Here is a 21274-nt window from a genome sequence, read left to right as displayed (position 1 = left end):
AATTGCTTATAAAAAATATCGCTGAATGTCATTCCATGTGACAACGATCATGAGTAACATTAATAATGCAAATCCGACAAAATGAACCATACCTTCTTTTTGCCTGTCTATCGGTTTTCCCCGAAGTGCTTCAAAACCGAAGAATAACAATCTCCCTCCGTCAAGTGCAGGAAGTGGAAGTAAATTCATAATACCGAGATTAATACTCAATATCGCTCCCCATTGCATGAGTTGGTAAATACCCAAAGCTGCAACTTCTTCTGTGCTTTTGTAAATTCCTACAGGTCCTGCTAATGCGTCAATAGAAAATTGACCTGTGATCAATTGACCTAAAAGATCAAAAATAAGAACTGTATATGCATACGTTTGTTCAGCCCCATACTTAATGCTTTGAAAAATATTCGGCGATTCAATTAGCGGATTATAAACACCAATAATACCTTGTGATGTCGTTTCTTCACCTTGCTCAATGGTTCTTTCTTCAGGAACAACATTGAAAGATAAAGACTCTTCTCCTCTTCGGACATCAAGTGTAATTTCTTCACCTGGAGACCGGCTCACAATACTTGTTAGTTCATTCCAGGTTGAAATTTCTTCTCCTGAAATTGATACGACCTCGTCGCCTTTTTCAAGTCCGGCTTCTGCGGCAGGGTCTCCCGGAACAACATCTCCCAATACTGCTCTGTCAGCTGGTATTCCTGCAGCCATTCCAAGAATCGTTAAAACAATGAACGCCAGCACAAAATTCATAGCCGGCCCTGCGAATATTGTTAAGAATCGCTGGTGCAGTTTTTTTGAATTAAATTGTCTATTATAAGGAGCAACCTGCGTTTCAACACCATCTTCAACAAATACAGTTGTTTCTGACAGTTTGAATGTCTGCAGTATCTCTTCTCCTTCTTCATACCCTTTAATATAAAGGTCCTTCTCAACGTCTGCTTCGGCAACCTCTACTACACGAAGGTCAGGGTAACGGTCCTTATTATTTAAAATAACTTTTTGAACCTTTTCATCCTGATCCAAAATTAATCCCGCTCTGAAACCCGGTTTGAGTTCCAGCAGTTCCGCATCCTCACCAGCCATTCTTACATAGCCGCCAATTGGAAGCAGACGAAGCGTATACTGCGTTTCATTGCGTTTAAAAGCTAAAACTTTCGGTCCCATACCGATTGCAAATTCACGGCATAAAATACCTGCTCTTTTAGCAAAAACAAAATGTCCAAGCTCATGAAAGAACACGAGTGCACCGAAAATTATTATAAATGCGATGACAGAATTCATCGTCACAACCACCTTTTAAATTGTTATGTCCGGTTCAAACGGACTTTAACCCATTGTAGCACGTTCCAAAAAAGTGGGGGTCAATTCAGCCTTTGAAATCCGCAAGAATTTTTGAACGCGTTTCCTGGTCAGCTTCAATAATTGTACCCAAATCAGGGTTTTGTATCGGATCATGCGCTGCCATTGCTTTTTCGATTACATATTCTATATCTAAAAAGCTGATCTTTTCGTTTAAAAATAAAGCAACAGCTGCTTCATTTGCTGCATTTAGTACAGTTGGCATTGTGCCACCGGTACGCCCTGCCTGATAGGCAAAATCCAGACATCTAAACCGCTCAAAATCCATTTTTTCGAAATGAAGCTTTCCTATTTCTTCGAGCTTCAACCTGCGATCTGTCTTATGAACAAAACGGTCGGGATAGCTGAGTGCATATTGGATCGGCACTTTCATATCGGGTGTGCCCAGCTGAGCAATAACCGAGCTGTCATGAAACTCTACCATTGAGTGTATGATACTTTCTCTATGTTGTAGCACATCTATTTTGTCATAAGGCAAATCAAACAGCCATTTCGCTTCAATGACTTCAAGTCCCTTATTCATCATACTTGCTGAGTCGATTGTAATTTTTGCACCCATCGACCAGTTTGGGTGATTAAGAGCATCTTTAACCGTTACATTTTCAAGTTCTGCTCGTGATTTATCTCTAAAGCTTCCTCCAGAAGCAGTAATGACGAGTCTTTCAATATTTTTACGCTTTTCTCCTTGAAGTGCCTGAAAAATCGCGGAGTGCTCACTATCAACAGGTAAAATCGTGACTTCGTGCTTTTCAGCTTCTGCCATGACAAGGTGCCCTGCAGTTACCAGCGTTTCTTTATTTGCGATGGCAATCGTTTTTTTTGCTTTAATTGCTTGTAAAGTAGGTTCAAGACCTACACTTCCAAGCACAGCATTAACGAGCAATTCTGTTTCGGGATGAATCGCTGTTTCAATTAATCCCTCTCTGCCCGACAGAACTTTTACTTTTCCTATGTATTCTCTTGCAAGTATGTCTGCATCCTCTTTAAATTGTACTGATACAAGAGAAGGACTGAATTCTTCAATTATTTTTCGTGCCTGATTAATATTTCGTCCTACAGAAAAAGCTTCCAAAGAAAAACTGTCCTGATGAGCACGAAGTACATCAAGCGTTTGAAGTCCTATTGAGCCCGAGGCACCCATTAATGAAATCTTTTTCATCAGTTTCAAGCTCCTTTATCAAATTAATTGCAGAATATGCATCAGTGGCAATACAAATAATAAGCTGTCAAATCGATCCAGCAGACCACCATGGCCAGGAAGTATATTTCCTGAATCCTTCACACCATAATGTCTTTTTAACGCAGATTCTACCAGGTCTCCAATTTGACCAAACGCCGACAGAACCACAGTGGCAGGTAATAAATACCACAAAATCGCATCTAGTGGAGCGATAAAATAAAATACCAGTACTGCAACTAAAGCACTTAAAATTCCACCTATAAAGCCTTCCACTGTCTTATTTGGGCTGATATCCGGCCACAGTTTTCTTTTACCCATTGATTTACCAATGAAATACGCACCCGAATCCGTCGTCCAGATAATGATCAGGGCATATACTACCCATAGTATGTCTTCATTTCTTGTTTCAATAAAGTAGAAAAATCCAATCCCAACATACAGCATTGCAAACACTGCAAATGCAGCATCATCAAAAGTAAAACGATTTTTCTTCAGTACTGTGTATACAAGTAGAAGTAAAACTGATAATAGTGCTGTTTCTATTTTTGAATAATTCAACTGATTGAGTAATTCATAATATTCTATAGGCAACAGGAAAATCCACAGCGTAATCATTGAAATGGCCCCTGGGATCGAGCGGAACTGAATCGAACGCATTCTTAATACTTCGTATAACGCGACTGTCGCAATAAAGTATGTTCCTATTACGAATAGCAGTCCACCTGCCCAAACGACTGGGATAAATAAAGCCGCTGCAAGGACACCGGTTATAATTCTTTGTTTCATGTCATATCCTCGCTTTTTAACCCGCCATACCTTCTTGAACGCTTTTGGAAACCTTCAATTGCCTCGACTAAGTGTTCTTCCTTGAAGTCCGGCCATAGTACATCAGTAAACCAGAACTCTGTATAAGCCATTTGCCAAAGCATAAAGTTACTTAATCTGATTTCGCCGCTGGTCCGGATCAGTAAATCAGGATCTCCAAGATGTGGAGTCATTAAATATGAACCAAACAAATCATCATCCAGTTCTTCCGGCATTACCTTACCATCTTTTACATCACATGAAAATGCCTTTATTGCCTGGATCATTTCATTTCTGCTTCCGTAATTTAAAGCAAAATTTAACACGAGTCCATCGTTATGAGCAGTTTTCTCGATGGCCTGGTCCACAGCTATTAAAGTGTGTGATGGTACCTGGTCTCTATCGCCCATCATTTGCACCTGTACATTCTCTTCAATCAGCTCAGGGAGGAAGGTTCCAAGAAATTCTTCCGGAAGCTTCATTAAAAATTCAACTTCCATTTTAGGCCTGACCCAGTTTTCTGTTGAAAAAGCATAAAGCGTCAAGGCTTTCACGCCCAGATCACTTGCTAACCTGGTGATTGGTTTTACTGTCTTCATTCCTTCATGGTGACCGGCGACTCTCGGCAGCGCTCTTTTATTCGCCCACCTGCCATTTCCATCCATAATAATCGCGATATGGTCAGGCATTTTATAATTTTTACAATCATTTATTCGTTGAGAAAGGGAGTCCGGCTCTTTTGTGGACGTCCATCTTTTCATTTTTTCGAGCATTGTATTTCCCCCATCAGGTAATTGCATATTTTTAGCTAGTCCTATCATATCAAATAAATACTTGAAAATGTTGCCTTGTTTTGAAAAGGGGCATGAATAAAGAAAACCCCCTACACCGTAGAGGGCTTTCTGATGAAGATTTGATTAAACTTCAAGAATTTCCTGTTCTTTTACTTTAGCAAGTTCATCGATTTTCGCAATATGATCGTTTGTCATTTTTTGAACATCATCGCTGTAACCGCGCAGGTCATCTTCAGTAATATCTCCTGATTTCTCCTGCTTTTTAAGGTCATCATTCGCATCACGACGGATGTTACGAATACCAACTTTTGCTTCTTCGGCTTCTTTTTTCACTTGTTTAGCCAGCTCACGACGACGCTCTTCAGTCAATTGTGGAATCGTAATACGGATTAAAGAACCATCATTTGAAGGATTTAAACCAAGATCTGATTTCTGAATTGCTTTTTCTATATCCCCAAGCGCTGTTTTATCGTAAGGTGTGATTTGAAGAAGTCTTGCTTCCGGAACTGAGATTGATGCTACCTGATTGATTGGCGTTGGTGCGCCGTAATAATCAACCTGGATCTTATCAAGCAGGGAAGCACTTGCACGACCTGCTCTAATATTCGCAAGGTCTCTGGAAAATGATTGAATTGCTTTAGCCATTTTGTCTTTCGTTTCATTCATCGTTTGTTTTGCCATTATTTTTTCCCCCTGACAACTGTGCCGATTGGTTCACCAAGAGCAGCACGTTTGATATTTCCATTATCCATAATTGAGAATACTATGAGTGGGATATCATTGTCCATACATAGTGATGAAGCTGTCGAATCCATTACGGCCAAACCGTCTTTTAAAACGTCCAAAAATGAAAGTTCATCATACTTCACTGCACTTGAATCCACTTTTGGATCTGCCGAATACACGCCGTCCACATTATTTTTAGCCATTAAAATCACTTCAGCTTCAATTTCTGCAGCTCTTAACGCAGCAGTAGTATCCGTTGAAAAATAAGGATTACCAGTACCTGCCGCAAAGATTACAACGCGTTTCTTTTCAAGATGTCGAATGGCTTTCCTTCTTATATATGGTTCTGCGACCTGGCGCATTTCAATAGAAGTTTGAACGCGGGTTTGTACCCCGGCATTTTCAAGACTATCCTGAAGTGCGAGTGAATTCATCACCGTTGCCAGCATACCCATATAATCCGCGGAAGCTCTATCCATTCCCATTTCACTGCCGATCTTTCCACGCCAGATATTACCGCCGCCTACAACTACAGCTACCTCTACACCAAGATCAGATAGTTCTTTGATTTGTTCTGCTACTGATTTAATGATTGGGGGATGAATACCGAAACCTGCCTCTCCGGCAAGCGCTTCACCACTTAATTTTAATACCACTCGATTGTATCTTGATTTACTCATAGAGTCCTCCCGTATGGTTCATTTTTTCAAAAAAAGGGAACACAAAGTGTCCCCCATTGTCGTTTTAAACAACGATTATTTTTTCACCTGGCTCATTACTTCATCAGCGAAGTTGTCCTGGCGTTTTTCAATTCCTTCTCCAACTTCGTAACGGACAAAGTCAGTCAGCTGAGCGCTGTTTGAAGCAAGGAATTCTTTTACTTTTTGATCAGGGTTTTTAACGAATGGCTGATCTACGATACAGATTTCCTCGAAATATTTATTCAGGCGGCCTTCTACCATTTTTGCAACGATATTTTCAGGCTTGCCTTCTTCTAGCGCTTGCTTAGTAAGGATCTCACGCTCTTTGTCAGCTTCTTCCTGAGAAACCTGGTCACGTGAAATAAATTTCGGATTCAGCGCTGCAGCGTGCATCGCTACATCTTTCGCTACCTGCTCTTCTGTTGTTCCTTCAACTACTGAAAGAACTCCGATTCTTCCGCCCATGTGCAGGTATTCACCGAATACTGCATTGTCTTCTTTTGTACGGACTGCGAAACGGCGAAGGCTGATTTTCTCACCAATTTTACCTACATTTGTCGTAATATAGTCGCCTACTTTAGAACCATTATTCATTTCAGTTTCAAGTGCAGCGTCTACTGATTCTGGCTTTGTAGCAAGCAGGTGGTCTGCAAGCTCATTACCCAGATTAATAAAACCGTCGTTTTTCGCAACGAAGTCAGTTTCAGAGTTAAGCTCAAGAATAACTGCATCATTGCCATTGCTCTTAATAAAAGTAAGACCTTCAGCAGCGATACGGTCAGCTTTTTTCGCCGCCTTAGCAATTCCCTTCTCACGAAGAAAGTCTACTGCCTGATCCATATCTCCATTTGTTTCCTGAAGTGCTTTTTTGCAGTCCATCATACCTGCACCAGTTTTTTCACGAAGTTCTTTAACCATTTGAGCTGAAATAGCCATGAAATTTCCTCCTTCATTCTGTTAAAAAAACATTTTTATCCTTTAAAAAAGGTGATAAGGGATTTTCCCGCTTATCACCTTTTAAAATTATTACTCAGCAGCTACTGCTTCTTCTTCCTCTTCTTCAACCTGCTTAGACTCAAGAATAGCATCAGCCATTTTTGAAGTTAGAAGTTTAACCGCGCGGATCGCGTCATCATTTGCAGGGATTACGTAGTCGATCTCATCAGGATCACAGTTCGTGTCAACGATACCTACGATTGGAATATTCAGCTTGATTGCTTCTGCAACAGCGATGCGCTCTTTACGAGGATCGATGATGAATAAAGCATCCGGAAGCTTCTTCATGTCTCTGATTCCGCCTAGGAATTTAACAAGACGATCGTATTCTTTATTAAGCTGAACTACTTCTTTCTTTGGAAGTACTTCAAATGTGCCGTCTTCTTCCATCTTTTCGATTTTCTTAAGACGGTTAATGCGAAGCTGGATTGTGTCAAAGTTTGTTAGCGTTCCACCTAACCATCTCTGGTTAATGAAGTGCATTCCTGCACGTTCCGCTTCATCTTTAACAGATTCCTGAGCCTGCTTCTTAGTACCAACGAAAAGGATTTCTCCTCCGTTAGCTGAAACTTCTTTCACAAACTTGTAAGCTTCTTCTACTTTTTTAACCGTCTTTTGAAGGTCAATAATGTAGATTCCGTTACGCTCCGTGAAAATGTACTTCTTCATTTTTGGGTTCCAGCGGCGTGTCTGGTGGCCGAAGTGAACACCTGCTTCTAGCAATTGTTTCATTGAAATTACTGACATAGTGTTATTCCTCCTTGTGGTTTTTCTCCTCCGCTACGGTCATTTACAGGTCGGAAACTGCTTAAAATAAGCAGCACCATCCGCCCAATCACGAAGCGTGTGTATTAACACCGTTAACAACTATAACATATAAAAAAAAAGTCATCAAGTAGTTATTGATGACTCTTTTTAGCACATTATGATTGCTTGAATTTCAACATGAGCTCAATTTCCGTTTTTCCTTTTTTCAATTGTTTCGCGATCTCTTCAACCGTATACCCCTTACTCTTCAGGTCTTTTGCCTGGTCGCTGACTGACCGGGGTTTGCCTGCCGGCTTTTTATATGCAGCCGTGGCCATATTACGTGTCGTTTTTGCAGTTAATCCGGGTTCCTCAGTTTTATCAGGGTCCCCATCGGCCGGTTTTGCTGTTGTTTTGCTGATTTTCTCAAATTGTTTCAGAAAATGCTCATTTTCTTCTTTCATTTCAAGCAGATAGCCTGTAAATGTCTGCTCAATTTCATTCAGCGTTCTTTCATGCTGAACTTCTTTACTGATCAGCCGGTTTTGCCTCATGAACAACAAATAAATTGAAAGAAATGCGGCAATGTTAAAGATAATAGAGAGTATTAATAGAAATAAAATCATGATGGCTCCTTTTTAACCCGAAAAATCTACTCTTCTTCCTTTGAAAGGGTGAGACTGTGTTTCAATCATCGTCATATTTTCTTCAACATGCTGATTTTCAGGTGTTTCACTTTGTTCATTTCTCTCGCGATCTCGTTTATCTTTTGTTTTTTCACTCTCTCCGAAGCGGTTAACGGATTCCATCTTTCTTAGCCGCTCTTTTTCAGCAAGCGCCGCCATCTGACTTTGATTAATGGCACTTTGCTGTTGTTGCTGGTCTGCCAGCTTTCCGGCATCAACAGTTTTGGGGATCGCAACCTGCAATTCAATCAGTTTGAGGCTCATTTTACACGCTCCTTTTATGTCCGGCTGTATTCTGAAGCCAACAGCTTTCTTAATTTGAACAGACATTTTGAATGTATCTGGGAGATACGGGATGTGGATAAATTCATTACTTCCCCTATTTCAGTAAGTGTCAGCTCTTCTGTATAAAACAGACTGAGTACAAGCTGTTCTTTTTCATTTAATTGAGCAATGACACCTGTTAAATCCTGAAGAAGTTCATCTTTTACCAGCTGTTCCTCAGGGAGTACTGTATTTTGGTCTCTTAGTGTATAAGCGGATCCGTCACCTTCATCATCATTGGATTGATCATCCATGGATAGAACATTGGCAAATAAATGTTCCTGCGTAATCTGGTAGACATCTTCAACTGGCATATCCAGCGCTGCAGCGACTTCCTGTGCTTCTACATGTCTAAGTGACTTTTGTTCAAGCTCTTCAATTTTCGCATCCACTTTTTTTGCTTTTTCCCTTGCCGAACGGGGCATCCAATCTTCTTTTCGAAGCCCGTCAATTATCGCACCGCGAATCCGGAATGAAGCATAAGTGTCAAACTTTAAATCTCTGTCCGGATCAAATTTTTGAAGTGCATCCAAAAGCCCCATTAGCCCAAGACTTTTTATATCATCCCGTGATACATTTTTGGGCAGCCCTGCACTGATTCTCTGGACATGATACTGTACCAGAGGCATATAACGCTGAACGAGCATATCCCCTGCATGAGAATCCCTGGAGGCAGTCCACATCTGCCAATAGTATTTTTCCTGATCTTTTGCTGACTGATTCATGGCACGCCTCCTTTATTTATGGCTCTGCAATGATTAAGATGTTACAGAAAATCATCTAAATCTTTAGACATATTATATATGTTTCCTATTATATCAAAAGGAGGGACTTTTGTGTTTTTTCAATTAAAAAAGAGCCCTTAAGGCTCAAAATTTAAATCGTTTTTTCTCCAACATTAACTGTTCTGATGTGAAGCAGTGCATTTACAGGATCAAACTCTATTGTTCTGCCACTATTTCCACCTGTATCTTCACTTACAATACTAATCTTATACTTTTTTAGCGTTTCTTTTACTGCTTCCACATTCCGGGGACCGATCCTCATGGTATCTTTTTGTCCTGAGAATTGGAACATTTGAGCACCACCGGCGAGTTTAGCTTTCAATCTTGCAGCAGGCAGCCCAATTCGGTCGATTAAAAAAGGAATGCCTGTATCGGCGAACTTAGCGTGGTTAATTTCACCGGACCTTGCCAATGATGAATCCGGAAGCATCACGTGAAGCAAACCGGCTTTCTTGCTGCGTTCATCATATAATACAACACCAACACAGGATCCCAAACCGGACGTTCTGATCGTATCAGGAGGGGATACGATTTCAGCATCAGCAATCCCCACTTTTATAATATTTCCCGTTTTTATCAAATCAATCTACTCCTAAAGATCGAAACAGGATCTTAAATGATTCAGGATCCGGGAGTAGAAAGAATTGTCCGTTCGCTCCCTCTTGTTTTTCACCCTCATCAGTAAGTTCTGTATCAATTACGATTACTTTATCTCCGGCCTGGGACAGTTCAACAAGTCCATAGCTGATGATCGCCCCAGCCATATCTATGGCAATCGCAGGGACAGTCGGATACAAATTCAGATTAGTAAAATCAGATAATGCAGACAGGTATGATCCTGACAGTATATTGCCCATTTCCTGCAATGCGGAAAGTCCAATTTCCGATTCACCGATCTCATTAAAATTAAACGCTTTATTATTCGTTAACGTTCTAATAAAGCTTTCTGCCTGGTGAGTAGAAAGGATAAAAAACATACTGCCTGTCATTTCACCTTCAATACGCAGAAAAACACTTACAACTACATTGTCAGGACCGCCTGCAATATCCATCATTTCATCGAACGATACGACTTTAACATGAGGAACCGCCATATCTACTTTATTTCCAAGCAGTGATGATAGTGCAGTAGCTGCATTGCCGGCACCAATATTGCCAATCTCTTTTAAAATATCCAAATGGTACGCGGTAATATCTTCCTCATAACTCATGCAGCATTCTCCAGTACTTTATCAAGCTGCAGAAGAATTAATAGTCTGCGGTCAATTTTTGCGACTCCATTAATAAAATCTGTCTCAATACTTCCGACTACGTTCGGCTGAGGTTCAATCGAGTCTTCCGGCAGATCAAGTACATCATTAGCAGAATCTACGATCAGTCCAACGTCCAGTCCATCAACTGTAATGATGATAATTCTGGTATGCTCATTTTCTGTGCCGTCTTCCAGTGAAAAGCGTTTTCTGAGATCAATGATCGGCGTTACTACTCCACGCAGATTAACGACTCCTCTGACATAGGCAGGTACGCCAGGCACTCTTGTGATATGCATGATTTTTTCAATTGACTGAACGTTTTGAACAGGTACTGCATATTCTTTATTTACCAGTTGAAATACGATTACTTTAAGATTATTTTCCTGATTTGTCATATCATTGCACTCCCCGCTACTATAAGAAAATTTTTATCTGAAGCTTTTTTACTGGATCAGCGCATTACAATCAACGATTAATGCAACTTGCCCATCTCCTAAAATCGTTGCGCCTGATATAGCAAAAACATCTCCCAAATAATCTCCGAGCGATTTAAGCACAACTTCCTGCTGTCCTATAAATGAATCTACGACAAGACCTGCAAGCTTTTCTCCTTTGCGCACAATAATGACTGAATGAATGTCTTCATCAACATTTTTATTCACATCAAAGACTTCATTTAAAAATACAAGAGGCACCACTTTCCCTCTGAAATCAATTACCCGCTGATTATGAGCATGTAAAATCTCATCATTTTTAACAATTGCTGTTTCAATAATAGACGAAAGAGGAATCGCAAATTTTTCTTCTTCCACTTCTACCAGCATGACTGAAATGATTGAAAGTGTCAGTGGTAATTGAACTGAAAATACTGACCCTTTTCCTTCGGTTGAATGAATCGTAATGGACCCACCCAAAGATTCAATCGTTGTTTTAACAACATCCAGTCCTACACCGCGACCGGAAATATCCGAGATTGTGTCAGCAGTTGAAAAACCGGAGGCCATGATCAGTTCGAAAATTTGTGAGTCAGTCATGGATTTTGCCTGCTCCTGTGACACTATGCCTTTTGAAAGTGCTTTGTTTAAAACTTTGTCTTTACTGATCCCTGCACCATCATCTTCGATTTCAATAAAAACATGATTCCCGCTATGATAAGCTCTCAGTTGAATTGTACCTTCTTCTGTTTTACCTTTGTTTTTACGCTCTGCAGGTGACTCAACTCCGTGATCAATTGCGTTTCTCAGTAAGTGTACAAGCGGATCTCCAATTTCGTCGATCACAGTACGGTCAAGCTCTGTATCCTGCCCGCTAATGTCCAGATTAATTTGTTTGTCCAGGTCACGTGCCAATTGACGGATCATTCTAGGGAAACGGTTAAATACGGTTTCTACCGGTACCATTCGCATAGTTAAGATAATAGATTGCAAGTCTCCTGAAATGCGTGACATGCGCTCAACTGTCTCATTTAATTCCCCATGGTTGAGCTCCTTGGAAATCTGCTCAAGGCGTCCTCTGTCAATGACAAGTTCTTCAAACAAATTCATTAATACGTCCAGACGGTCAATATTTACACGTATTGTTTTATTAGAAACAGCTTTCTGGATATCTTTTTCTTTATTTTCTTCAGGAACTTCCGCAACAACTTGTGCTACTGCAGCTTCTTCTTCAGCGTCTTGTGATGGCTGGTTTTCAACGAGCTCAAAATTAACTTCTTCAGCCTTTGCAAGATCAACTTCTGACACCTTCATCACGCTTTTTTCAATAAATTCCTTATCTTCTTTGGAAGCAAACGTTACACAAAATTGCTGATCAAAATTCTCTTCTTCAAGTTGATCAACAGCTGGAGAAGACTTCACAACTTCACCAATTTTTTCAAGCACTTCAAATACCATATATACACGTGCTGCTTTTAACAGACAATCTTCCCTCAGGCTGACTGTCAGCTCATAAGCTTTATAGCCCTGCTCTAATGATTGTTCAATCACTGTTCTTTCAAATTCGTCGTAATGAATGGACGAAGTAGTTTGTGGAACAGCGTCTGAAGCTGATTCACCATTTTGAATGGCTTCAAGCATACTAAGTGAGCGGCTGACGTCTTTTTTTCCGTCCCCTCCTGAGGCGATCGAAGCGATCATATCTTCAAGATCATCAACTGCCGAAAAAAGTGCATCCATTACGGCAGTTGTAACACTCAGCTTTTCATTTCTGATGTCATCCAGTACGTTTTCCATGTTGTGTGTCAGACTTGCAAGATCTTCATAACCCATCGTAGCTGACATGCCTTTTAATGTATGAGCTGATCTAAAAATCTCATTTACAATTTTTATATCAGCTGGATTTTTTTCAAGCTCCAGCATTTGAGCATTACAGTTTTGTAAGTGATCTTTACTTTCTTCAATAAAAACTTCTAAGTATTGGTTCATCTCCATGTTGAACTCACCCTTCTGCTAATATAACAATTCTGTTTGCAATTTCATCAAGCGGCTCTGTATAAGTGACCAATCCGGTGGCATGAGCTGCTTTTGGCATTCCATAAACAACACAGGTGTCTTTTGATTCTGCAATTGTTTCCACCAACTCTTTCTGGTTTAATTGTACCAGACCTTTTGACCCATCAGAACCCATTCCAGTCATAATGACCGCAATTTTTTTTATATTTTTTAATTTTGACGCAGATTCAAACATAAAATCCAAGGAAGGTCTGTGTCCACTGAGCGGAGGTTCTTTACTCAATGACAAAGAAAGATGGTTTCCGTGCTGGTTAATATTCACATGATAATCTCCTGGTGCTACATATGCGTGTCCTTTTTCCAGAACGTCACCTTCTTCAGCTTCTTTAACATTCAATTGGGAAAGCTGGTCAAGTCTATGAGCGAGCGATTTTGTAAATCCGGGAGGCATGTGCTGTACAATCACCACTGGCGCATTCAAATGATGTGGTAATCTTGACAGAACTGTCTGCAACGCTCTCGGTCCTCCTGTCGATGTGCCGATCAATATTAATGTGTGATCGCGTCTTTCAGGTTTACTATCGGTCAATTCTGGTCTTTTTTTACTAATTAACTTTGAGACTTTTAAAGAGGGACTAATTGTATGAGGTTTTTTCAATGAAGCAATTGAAGCATTCAGCACTTTATGTATCAATTCTTCTTTTATCAAGTGTAAATCTAGTGATATAGTCCCGGAAGGTTTAGCGATAAAATCCACTGCTCCATAATCCATGGCTAAAAGTGCATTTTCAGCCCCTTCTTTTGTCGTACTCGACAACATCACGATTGGCAGTGGATTTTCACTCATAATACTTTTTAAGGCTTCTAAACCGCTCATTATTGGCATTTCAACATCCATTGTTACTACATCAGGCTTTAACAGTCGGATTTTAGCAATTGCATCCTCACCGTTACGTGCTGTACCGATTACTGCGATTTTATCGTGACTTGATAAAAACTCCTGTACCAGCTTTCTCATAAATGCAGAATCGTCCACTACTAATACTTTTACAACACCTTTGGTCATGTTATCACCTCACTTTTTTCTAAAGAATGCAGAAAGACGGTCTGTGAATCGGTTTTTCACATTATGGACTTCTCCATTATTTTCTTGTAAATAAGCATGAACCAGATTTTTTAACGTTTTCGAAGCCGGAGAATTTGGATACAGCTTTGTAAATGGTGTTTGACTATTCACTGATTTCCGGACAAAAGGGTCCTCCGGAAGACTGCCAAGCAGACGGACTTCCTTGCCTAAAAACTTATCCATAGCAGCTTCAAGTCTATTAAGAGCCACTTTTCCTTCAGCAGGATTCATCACCCGGTTACATAACACAGCGAATTCTTTTTCGGGGTCTTTCATATGGATGAATTTCATCATTGAATATGCGTCCATAATCGATGTTGGTTCACCTGTAGTAATGACAATCACTTCATCTGCTGACATGATCAGTTCAAGTCCATTTTCTGAAGCACCTGCCCCCATATCAAAGATGAGGTAATCATATGATTTTAGAAGAGAGCTGAAACCTTCCATCAATCTATGGATCTCGAGGTCCTTCCACTCAACCATCTTATTCAGACCTGAGCCTCCTGATATATATGAAAAATTTTCTTCAACCTGAACGATCACATCTTCGATTTCTCCATCACCTTCAAGGTAGTGGAGAATGGTACGCGCTGAGGATTTCCCAAGAAGAATGTGGACGTTACCCATACCGATATCCATATCCATTAAAAGTACTTTATTTCCTTTAGCTGCAACTTCTGAAGCAAAGTTAATTGAAAAATTCGATTTCCCAACTCCCCCTTTTCCACTGACTACAGCGATTGCCTTACCTGACGGCTCATTTATGTGCTGCATTTTTTGTCTTAAAGATTCAGCCTGATCCATCAGTTATTCACACCTTTGATTATAATGTCACTTACATATTTATGTGATGCTTCTACGATATCCTCCGGAACTGCCTGTCCATTCGTGATGTAGGCTGCTCCGATTTCACTTTCCATCATCACATGAAACGCCGGTCCTGCCGTTACGCTCTCATCACACTTTGTAAAAATCAGTCCATCAATTTTCATGTCGCTAAATCGTTCGTAAACCGCTTTCATATCTTTATATTTGGAAGTCATTGATAATACAAGAAATGTCTGAATATCAATATTAAAATCTATCGTATTGACCAGGTCCTCTACATACTGAACCTCTCGATAATTTCTTCCTGCTGTATCAATTAATACATGGTCAAAATCCTTGAATTTTTCAACAGCTGCTGCAAAATCCCCACGGTTGTAAATGACTTCTAAAGGGACATTCAGCAGCTCAGCATATGTTTTTAATTGTTCAATTGCTCCGATTCTATACGTATCAGAAGTAATAAAACCAATTTTTTTCTTATTCTCCATGACCAGTTTTGCTGCCATTTTCGCAATGGTCGTAGTCTTACCTACACCGGTAGGTCCGATCAGACTGATATATTTCTTCGAATCATCAATACCCCCGTGGGACAGTTGCTGTAAGGAGGCTTGAATGTGTTCCTCCGTCCAATGTGAAACTTCATCGTCATGAGGTTGATTCTGCCACTTCTCATGAAGCATTCGACCGGTTTCGATCAACCAGCTTTCTTTAAAATCCTGTTCCTGCAGCTTTAAAAGAATGTTGCGTATGGGCTGAGGAAAATCCTGATAGCCGGATTGATTAAGAGATAGCGCACTGACCATTTTTTTAAGTTCTTTTATTTCATTCTCCAACTGATTGTCTTCTTTGATGGGCTGTGACTGTTCCATCGTTGCAGCTGACTGATCAACCGTATGCTCCTGCTGATCAATACCGGCTACAACTTCAATTTGCTTTGACTTAAACATTCCTAAAAATCCGCCTGTGTAGGTTACCTTTGAATTTAGAATGACGGCATCACTGCCTAATTCTTTACGTACCTTTTTCATTGCTTCGGGCATTGTAGGTGCCGTTATTTTTTTCATTTTCAATCTACATTCACCACCCCAACGCTTTGAACTTCTACATTTGCCTCTAATTCATTATAAGATAAAATTGGAATTTGCGGGAAATACCTTTCAGTCAGCTGTCGTATATACATTCTTACTGCAGGTGAACACAAAATAATTGGTGTCTGTTCAGTCATTGAGAGCTGTTCGATCTGTTGTGCCATCGCTTCTAAAATCCGCTGTGAATCATTTGGATCAAGTGAAAGATAATTACCGTGCTCAGTCTGCTGCACATTATCTGCAGTCAGTTTTTCGATGCGTCCTGAAAGTGTAATAACTCTCAACGTATCTCCAGGCTCAGCAAATTGGCTTGTAATTTGTTTTGCCAAAGACTGCCTTACGTATTCTGCGAGCACATCTGTATCCGTTGTCATACGCGCATAATCAGCAAGCGTTTCAAAAATGATCGGCAGGTTACGTATTGATACATTTTCACGCAGTAATTTAGACAGTACCTTTTGCACGTCACCAACACTAAGTGGTGAAGGAGTCACTTCTTCAACAAGAATCGGATAGGATTCCTGTAAATGATCAACAAGCTGCTTTGTCTCCTGTCTGCCAAGCAGCTCATGCGCATGCCCTTTAATCATTTCTGTTATATGTGTAGAAACAACAGAAGGTGGATCTACGACAGTATAGCCGAGCATTTCAGCCTGGTCCTTAACTGATTCATCAATCCACTTGGCTGGAAGGCCAAATGATGGTTCAATCGTATCTATACCTTCAATCGAATCATCGTCTCCGGGACTCATCGCAAGATAATGGTCTAGTAACAGTTCACCTTTAGCGACTTCATTCCCCTTGATTTTTAAACGATACTCATTCGGCTGTAATTGGATATTATCACGAATTCTCACAACTGGAATAACTAATCCGAGTTCAAGCGCCAATTGCCTTCTGATCATCACAATTCTATCTAAGAGATCTCCGCCCTGATTGGCATCCGCAAGCGGAATTAATCCATAGCCAAACTCAAATTCGATCTGATCCACATTTAAGAGGCTGACAACGCTTTCGGGACTCTTCATTTCATCCGTAGCAGTTTCTTCCTCAGTCTCAGTGGATTCTTCTGTTTCTAATTTCCTCGCCTTAGATAATGTATAACCGCCAAGGACGAGAATAAGCGCAATTGGAAGCGTCAGTAAATTGCTAATTGGCGTAAAAATACCAAGAAGCGCAATCGTTGTACCCGCTACATACATAATCGGGCCAAACGAAAATAGCTGATTCGTGATATCCTGTCCGAGGTTACCATCTGATGCTGCTCTTGTTACGACAATCCCGGTTGCAGTTGAGATTAACAAAGCCGGAATCTGAGAAACAATCCCATCACCTACTGTTAATAGTGAAAACTGGTTGGCTGAATCTGCAAGTGACATACCCATTTGAACAATACCGATAATCATACCGAAAGTTAGGTTAATCAGAACAATGATAATACCAGCGATCGCATCACCTTTAACGAACTTCGTCGCACCATCCATTGCCCCGTAAAAGTCGGCTTCTCTGCCGACTTTTTCACGTCTTTCTCTCGCATCAACTTCTGAAATCATCCCGGCATTAAGGTCAGCATCAATACTCATCTGCTTTCCGGGCATCGCATCAAGCGTGAAACGTGCAGCTACTTCAGACACTCGCTCTGCACCTTTTGTAATAACGACAAACTGGATAATAATCAGGATAATAAATACAACCATACCAACAAGTATATTTCCGCCGGTAACAAATGTTCCGAAGGTTTCTACAACCCCTCCGGCCTCACCTCTGCTTAAAATCGCTCTGGTAGTTGAAATATTAAGACCAAGTCTGAATAAAGTTAAAAGTAAGATTAAAGAAGGAAAGATTGCAAATTCAAGCGGTTCTTTCATATTCATTGATGTAAGCAGAACGATCAGGCCAAGTGTGATATTCACAATGATCAGAACGCTCAGCATCCAGGATGGAAGCGGAATGACCAACATGGCGATAATTAAAATCACACTGGCGAGTATAGCTAAATCTTTTCCTTTCATGCCGGTCCCCTTTCAAGCTTCACACTTTGTTTTTTAGTCGATATACATATGCAAGAATTTCAGCTACTGCTTTAAAAAATTCTTCCGGTATTGGATCACCGATTTCTGCCTGATCATATAGAGCCCGGGCAAGCGGTCGGTTTTCAACAGCTATTACATTATTTTCTTTTGCAATTGTCTTTATTTTTTGTGCAAGAAAATCCACACCTTTAGCAACAACCACCGGTGCATCAAATTCTCCATCTTTATATTTCAGAACAATAGCATAGTGAGTCGGATTCGTGATGACGACATCTGCATCAGGTACTTCAGACATCATCCTCTTCATCGCCATTTCCCGCTGACGCTGTTTAATTTTTGACTTGATCAGCGGGTCACCTTCCGTGTTCTTATATTCATCTTTAAGATCCTGCTTTGACATTCGTATGTTTTTTTCAAAATCATATTTCTGATAAAGATAATCAAGGACAGACAATATTACTAACAGTGCAGATGCAATAAGTCCCATTTGAACGGTTAACGTACCAGTTACCCGCAGTGTTTCGTGAACCGGGAGTAAAGATAACTCAAGTACATCTTCTATACTGAGCCAAAGAATAAGGAATGTCGTCATTCCCACTAAGGAAATTTTTAAAACTGATTTTGCAAGTTCTACAAGCGCCCTTGCGGAAAAGATTCTTTTAAACCCTTTAATCGGGTCAAGCTTTGAAAATTTAGGTTTCAATGGATCCGCTGTGATTAAAAATCCAATTTGCATGTAGTTCCCTACGATTCCTCCCAGAGCTGCTACAGCCATAATTGGTAATACAATCCAGGCTACTTCTGTCAGCATTTCCCCATACACAATGACTGCAGTATCTGCAGTAACCGGGCGCTTAATGTAGTCTGTAAGCGGGACGAACATCAAATTCAGTACTCTTTCCTGAAACCAGCCTCCGGCAAAAAATAAAAAGAAAAATACGCTGAAAAGGATAAATGCAGTGTTTACATCCTGACTTTTGGCTACTTCACCTTTTTTGCGGGAATCCTGGCGTTTTTTCGGCGTTGCTTTTTCAGTTTTTTCACCTGCGAAAAATTGAAGGTCCAACCTGAGCTTCATGTATTAACCGCCTCCAAGCGTGATCATCAAATCCCGCATTACCACAAATATTAAATCAAACAATCTTTCAATCACCTGAAATGTCACACCCATCAGTATAATAAGCACAATAAATGCAACCGTAATTTTTATCGGAAACCCAATAACGAAAATATTAAATTGAGGTGATGTCCTCGCTACAATTCCCAATGCAATATCGACCAAAAATAATGTTGCAACCACTGGTGCAGCCAGTTGAAATGAAATCACAAATGTTGCCGCAAAGGCTTTTATAATGAGCTCGGGTGTCAGTGGATCCCCAAAACCCAGGGTGACCTGATCCAGTGGTATATACTGGTAACTGAAAAATATACCGTCCAATATCAGATGATGGCCGTTTAATGCTAATAATAATAAGAGTGCAAGTGTATACAAATATTGACCAATCAGCGGACTTTGAGCACCTGTCTGAGGATCAATCACGTTTGCCATCGCAAACCCCATTTGGAAATCTATAAAATTACCGCCTATTTGTATGGCTGATAGAATGATATAAGCAATCAAACCTAGAAACAGCCCGACTATCGCTTCTTTTACAATTAACAAAATATACTCACCGTTAATTTCAAACGGCTCAGCATCAAGCGTATAATACATCATCCATGATAGCAGGATCGCGAGCCCGATTCTGTGCGTAGTTGGAATTGCTCTGTGAGAAAATAACGGCATCGTAACGAAAAAAGCAGTAACTCTCACGATAATTAAAAGTAATATAGTCAGCCTGGGATATAATTCTTCCATAAGCTATCCGATATACCTTGTAAGATTTGTAAATATATCTGATGCATAACTGACCAGTTGTGTCAGCATCCAGGGACCGAAGAAGATTAATGCAACCATTACCGCAATAATTTTTGGTATGAAAGCAAGTGTCTGTTCCTGGATCTGTGTTGTTGCCTGAAAAATACTGACTAATAATCCCACGATTAGTGCAACCAACATTAATGGAAGGCTGATGATCAAGGTGATAAAAACACCGCGTTCAGCAATCGCAATAACCATTTCCCCATTCATCTATATTCACCCACCTAAAAGCTCTGCAGTAAGGACTGCATAACAAGATACCAGCCGTCTACCAGAATAAACAGAAGGATTTTAAACGGCAGCGAAATCATGACTGGAGGGAGCATCATCATCCCCATAGACATCAGAACAGACGCAACTACCATATCAATGACCAGAAAAGGAATAAAAATCATAAATCCCATTTGAAAAGCAGTTTTAATTTCACTCAGTGCAAATGCCGGCACCATGACTGTCAGAGGAATGTCCTGAATCGTTTCAGGCCTCTCAGCTTCTGTATAACTTAAAAACAATTCAAGGTCTTTTTGTCGTGTGTGTTCACTCATAAAGTCTTTAAAAGGTACAGAAGCTTCCTCATAGGCAGTCTCTAAATCTATCTCTTCATCAAACAAGGGGGTTAAAGCCCGTTCGTTTACCTCACTGAGTACCGGTGCCATAATAAAAAAAGTTAAAAACAATGCCAGCCCGATAATGACCTGGTTCGGTGGCATCTGCTGAGTCGCCAGAGCTGTTCTGGTGAAAGACAATACAATGACAATTCGCGTAAATGAAGTCATTAAAATTAATATTCCCGGTGCCAAAGACAGCACGGTCAGAAGTAAAAGCAGTCTGACGGATGTTGCTACATCATCGGGAGGACTGTCATTAAAAAACTGTATGAACTCATCCATCTTCATTACGCTCCTTGTCTTTAGCTCTTTCGAACATTTTCTTACGCTCTTCATTATGCTGGTTTAATTGATCTTTGAACAAATTACCGAATGATTGATTTTTCTCTGGCTGCTGATCAGCTTTATTTCTTTTCAGCTTATCAATAAATCCTGCAACCGGACTGTCAGTTACAGTCTCGCTCTGATCAAAATATTCTTCAATCTCAACCACTTCTTCAGGTGTTGTCACTTCTTTGATCAGGTTTACATCGTCACCTACACCAAGAATGTAATAGCTGTCAGCAATTTTAACAATTTGTACAGAACGGTTCCCACCCAGTGTTGTACCGCCCATATTTTTAATCAGCCTCGTCTGCTGATAATTTTTCGTTTTACTGTTAATAAATTTCAACAAGCCAAACAATAAAATAATAACAAAGGCTAGTGCACCGATTAAACGGAGAAATGTCATAAAATTGATACCGGACGGCTCGTTACTTTCACCAACTGCTGGCAGTTCCTGCTCGGCACAATCTTCTGAAGGATTATCCCCCATACAATCAGATACGTTACCCGGACTTGCAAACAAAATTTGCCCTCC

24 protein-coding genes are annotated in these 21274 nt (G+C 40.3%); all 24 read right to left on the bottom strand.

Features of this window, described 5'->3' with window-relative positions:
* Positions 1 to 6 precede the first annotated feature (6 nt).
* The 24 genes from rseP to E2626_RS02910 all read right to left on the bottom strand — a co-directional run bounded on the left by rseP (position 7) and on the right by E2626_RS02910 (position 21262).
* Positions 7 to 1281 (bottom strand): RIP metalloprotease RseP, encoded by a 1275-nt coding sequence (gene rseP / locus E2626_RS03025; protein ID WP_134379544.1) that lies wholly within the window; start codon positions 1279 to 1281, stop codon positions 7 to 9.
* An 85-nt stretch (positions 1282 to 1366) separates the two neighbouring features.
* Entirely contained in the window at positions 1367 to 2518 is a 1152-nt protein-coding gene (dxr, locus tag E2626_RS03020; RefSeq protein ID WP_134379542.1) for a 1-deoxy-D-xylulose-5-phosphate reductoisomerase, read from the bottom strand.
* Positions 2519 to 2536: 18 nt separating this feature from the next.
* A complete protein-coding gene (locus E2626_RS03015) occupies positions 2537 to 3325 on the bottom strand; it encodes a phosphatidate cytidylyltransferase (RefSeq protein WP_134379540.1) in 789 nt (262 codons plus the stop codon).
* Positions 3322 to 4116 (bottom strand): isoprenyl transferase, encoded by a 795-nt coding sequence (locus E2626_RS03010; protein WP_134379538.1) that lies wholly within the window; start codon positions 4114 to 4116, stop codon positions 3322 to 3324. The genes E2626_RS03015 and E2626_RS03010 overlap by 4 nt, the downstream gene beginning before the upstream one ends.
* A gap of 144 nt (positions 4117 to 4260) precedes the next feature.
* Positions 4261 to 4818: a ribosome recycling factor gene (gene frr, locus E2626_RS03005; protein WP_134379536.1), complete on the bottom strand. Its 558-nt coding sequence runs from the start codon at positions 4816 to 4818 to the stop codon at positions 4261 to 4263.
* A complete protein-coding gene (pyrH, locus tag E2626_RS03000; RefSeq protein ID WP_134379534.1) occupies positions 4818 to 5543 on the bottom strand; it encodes a UMP kinase in 726 nt (241 codons plus the stop codon). The genes frr and pyrH overlap by 1 nt, the downstream gene beginning before the upstream one ends.
* A 75-nt stretch (positions 5544 to 5618) precedes the next feature.
* On the bottom strand, positions 5619 to 6500 hold the full coding sequence (gene tsf, locus E2626_RS02995) for a translation elongation factor Ts (RefSeq protein ID WP_134379532.1): 882 nt from the start codon (positions 6498 to 6500) through the stop codon (positions 5619 to 5621).
* Positions 6501 to 6590: 90 nt separating this feature from the next.
* A complete protein-coding gene (gene rpsB, locus E2626_RS02990; protein WP_134379530.1) occupies positions 6591 to 7307 on the bottom strand; it encodes a 30S ribosomal protein S2 in 717 nt (238 codons plus the stop codon).
* 176 nt (positions 7308 to 7483) lie between these two features.
* Complete coding sequence (locus E2626_RS02985) at positions 7484 to 7933, bottom strand: hypothetical protein (protein ID WP_166786718.1); 450 nt, start codon at positions 7931 to 7933, stop codon at positions 7484 to 7486.
* Between the two features lie 12 nt (positions 7934 to 7945).
* Entirely contained in the window at positions 7946 to 8257 is a 312-nt protein-coding gene (locus E2626_RS02980) for an RNA polymerase subunit sigma (protein ID WP_134379526.1), read from the bottom strand.
* Positions 8258 to 8271: 14 nt separating this feature from the next.
* Entirely contained in the window at positions 8272 to 9042 is a 771-nt protein-coding gene (locus E2626_RS02975) for a FliA/WhiG family RNA polymerase sigma factor (RefSeq protein WP_134379524.1), read from the bottom strand.
* Between the two features lie 151 nt (positions 9043 to 9193).
* Positions 9194 to 9682, bottom strand: coding sequence for a chemotaxis protein CheD (locus tag E2626_RS02970; RefSeq protein WP_134379522.1), 489 nt, complete (start codon positions 9680 to 9682; stop codon positions 9194 to 9196).
* 1 nt (position 9683) lies between these two features.
* Complete coding sequence (locus E2626_RS02965) at positions 9684 to 10313, bottom strand: chemotaxis protein CheC (protein ID WP_134379520.1); 630 nt, start codon at positions 10311 to 10313, stop codon at positions 9684 to 9686.
* Positions 10310 to 10750, bottom strand: coding sequence for a chemotaxis protein CheW (locus E2626_RS02960; protein ID WP_134379518.1), 441 nt, complete (start codon positions 10748 to 10750; stop codon positions 10310 to 10312). Before E2626_RS02960 ends, E2626_RS02965 begins: the two co-directional genes overlap by 4 nt.
* Positions 10751 to 10798: 48 nt before the next feature.
* On the bottom strand, positions 10799 to 12784 hold the full coding sequence (locus E2626_RS02955) for a chemotaxis protein CheA (RefSeq protein WP_134379516.1): 1986 nt from the start codon (positions 12782 to 12784) through the stop codon (positions 10799 to 10801).
* A gap of 7 nt (positions 12785 to 12791) precedes the next feature.
* Positions 12792 to 13871, bottom strand: coding sequence for a protein-glutamate methylesterase/protein-glutamine glutaminase (locus E2626_RS02950; protein WP_134379514.1), 1080 nt, complete (start codon positions 13869 to 13871; stop codon positions 12792 to 12794).
* A 9-nt stretch (positions 13872 to 13880) separates the two neighbouring features.
* Positions 13881 to 14738, bottom strand: a complete 858-nt coding sequence (locus E2626_RS02945; RefSeq protein ID WP_134379512.1) for a MinD/ParA family protein — start codon at positions 14736 to 14738, stop codon at positions 13881 to 13883.
* Positions 14738 to 15826: a flagellar biosynthesis GTPase FlhF gene (flhF, locus tag E2626_RS02940; RefSeq protein ID WP_244094243.1), complete on the bottom strand. Its 1089-nt coding sequence runs from the start codon at positions 15824 to 15826 to the stop codon at positions 14738 to 14740. Before flhF ends, E2626_RS02945 begins: the two co-directional genes overlap by 1 nt.
* Positions 15827 to 15828: 2 nt before the next feature.
* Entirely contained in the window at positions 15829 to 17862 is a 2034-nt protein-coding gene (flhA, locus tag E2626_RS02935; protein WP_134379508.1) for a flagellar biosynthesis protein FlhA, read from the bottom strand.
* Between the two features lie 19 nt (positions 17863 to 17881).
* Positions 17882 to 18961, bottom strand: a complete 1080-nt coding sequence (gene flhB / locus E2626_RS02930) for a flagellar biosynthesis protein FlhB (RefSeq protein ID WP_134379506.1) — start codon at positions 18959 to 18961, stop codon at positions 17882 to 17884.
* 3 nt (positions 18962 to 18964) lie between these two features.
* Positions 18965 to 19741: a flagellar biosynthetic protein FliR gene (gene fliR, locus E2626_RS02925; protein ID WP_134379504.1), complete on the bottom strand. Its 777-nt coding sequence runs from the start codon at positions 19739 to 19741 to the stop codon at positions 18965 to 18967.
* Positions 19742 to 19744: 3 nt separating this feature from the next.
* Entirely contained in the window at positions 19745 to 20014 is a 270-nt protein-coding gene (fliQ, locus tag E2626_RS02920) for a flagellar biosynthesis protein FliQ (RefSeq protein WP_134379502.1), read from the bottom strand.
* 14 nt (positions 20015 to 20028) lie between these two features.
* On the bottom strand, positions 20029 to 20694 hold the full coding sequence (gene fliP / locus E2626_RS02915; RefSeq protein ID WP_134379500.1) for a flagellar type III secretion system pore protein FliP: 666 nt from the start codon (positions 20692 to 20694) through the stop codon (positions 20029 to 20031).
* Positions 20687 to 21262 carry a flagellar biosynthetic protein FliO gene (locus E2626_RS02910; protein ID WP_166786717.1) on the bottom strand — a complete coding sequence of 192 codons (576 nt, stop codon included), beginning with the start codon at positions 21260 to 21262 and terminating at the stop codon, positions 20687 to 20689. Before E2626_RS02910 ends, fliP begins: the two co-directional genes overlap by 8 nt.
* Between the last annotated feature and the right edge of the window lie 12 nt (positions 21263 to 21274).

This window comes from Jeotgalibacillus salarius (assembly GCF_004405125.1).
GTDB lineage: Bacteria > Bacillota > Bacilli > Bacillales > Jeotgalibacillaceae > Jeotgalibacillus > Jeotgalibacillus salarius.
The sequence above is the reverse complement of the archived record's forward strand: the minus strand, read 5'-3'. Positions and strand labels throughout refer to the sequence as shown.

Bases quoted from the DNA above. Each gene is read 5' to 3' on its own strand.
- rseP (WP_134379544.1), bottom strand. From the start codon at position 1,281: ATGAATTCTGTCATCGCATTTATAATAATTTTCGGTGCACTCGTGTTC.
- dxr (WP_134379542.1), bottom strand. From the start codon at position 2,518: ATGAAAAAGATTTCATTAATGGGTGCCTCGGGCTCAATAGGACTTCAA.
- E2626_RS03015 (WP_134379540.1), bottom strand. From the start codon at position 3,325: ATGAAACAAAGAATTATAACCGGTGTCCTTGCAGCGGCTTTATTTATC.
- E2626_RS03010 (WP_134379538.1), bottom strand. From the start codon at position 4,116: ATGCTCGAAAAAATGAAAAGATGGACGTCCACAAAAGAGCCGGACTCC.
- frr (WP_134379536.1), bottom strand. From the start codon at position 4,818: ATGGCAAAACAAACGATGAATGAAACGAAAGACAAAATGGCTAAAGCA.
- pyrH (WP_134379534.1), bottom strand. From the start codon at position 5,543: ATGAGTAAATCAAGATACAATCGAGTGGTATTAAAATTAAGTGGTGAA.
- tsf (WP_134379532.1), bottom strand. From the start codon at position 6,500: ATGGCTATTTCAGCTCAAATGGTTAAAGAACTTCGTGAAAAAACTGGT.
- rpsB (WP_134379530.1), bottom strand. From the start codon at position 7,307: ATGTCAGTAATTTCAATGAAACAATTGCTAGAAGCAGGTGTTCACTTC.
- E2626_RS02985 (WP_166786718.1), bottom strand. From the start codon at position 7,933: ATGATTTTATTTCTATTAATACTCTCTATTATCTTTAACATTGCCGCA.
- E2626_RS02980 (WP_134379526.1), bottom strand. From the start codon at position 8,257: ATGAGCCTCAAACTGATTGAATTGCAGGTTGCGATCCCCAAAACTGTT.
- E2626_RS02975 (WP_134379524.1), bottom strand. From the start codon at position 9,042: ATGAATCAGTCAGCAAAAGATCAGGAAAAATACTATTGGCAGATGTGG.
- E2626_RS02965 (WP_134379520.1), bottom strand. From the start codon at position 10,313: ATGAGTTATGAGGAAGATATTACCGCGTACCATTTGGATATTTTAAAA.
- E2626_RS02960 (WP_134379518.1), bottom strand. From the start codon at position 10,750: ATGACAAATCAGGAAAATAATCTTAAAGTAATCGTATTTCAACTGGTA.
- E2626_RS02955 (WP_134379516.1), bottom strand. From the start codon at position 12,784: ATGGAGATGAACCAATACTTAGAAGTTTTTATTGAAGAAAGTAAAGAT.
- E2626_RS02950 (WP_134379514.1), bottom strand. From the start codon at position 13,871: ATGACCAAAGGTGTTGTAAAAGTATTAGTAGTGGACGATTCTGCATTT.
- E2626_RS02945 (WP_134379512.1), bottom strand. From the start codon at position 14,738: ATGGATCAGGCTGAATCTTTAAGACAAAAAATGCAGCACATAAATGAG.
- flhF (WP_244094243.1), bottom strand. From the start codon at position 15,826: ATGAAAAAAATAACGGCACCTACAATGCCCGAAGCAATGAAAAAGGTA.
- flhA (WP_134379508.1), bottom strand. From the start codon at position 17,862: ATGAAAGGAAAAGATTTAGCTATACTCGCCAGTGTGATTTTAATTATC.
- flhB (WP_134379506.1), bottom strand. From the start codon at position 18,961: ATGAAGCTCAGGTTGGACCTTCAATTTTTCGCAGGTGAAAAAACTGAA.
- fliR (WP_134379504.1), bottom strand. From the start codon at position 19,741: ATGGAAGAATTATATCCCAGGCTGACTATATTACTTTTAATTATCGTG.
- fliQ (WP_134379502.1), bottom strand. From the start codon at position 20,014: ATGAATGGGGAAATGGTTATTGCGATTGCTGAACGCGGTGTTTTTATC.
- fliP (WP_134379500.1), bottom strand. From the start codon at position 20,694: ATGGATGAGTTCATACAGTTTTTTAATGACAGTCCTCCCGATGATGTA.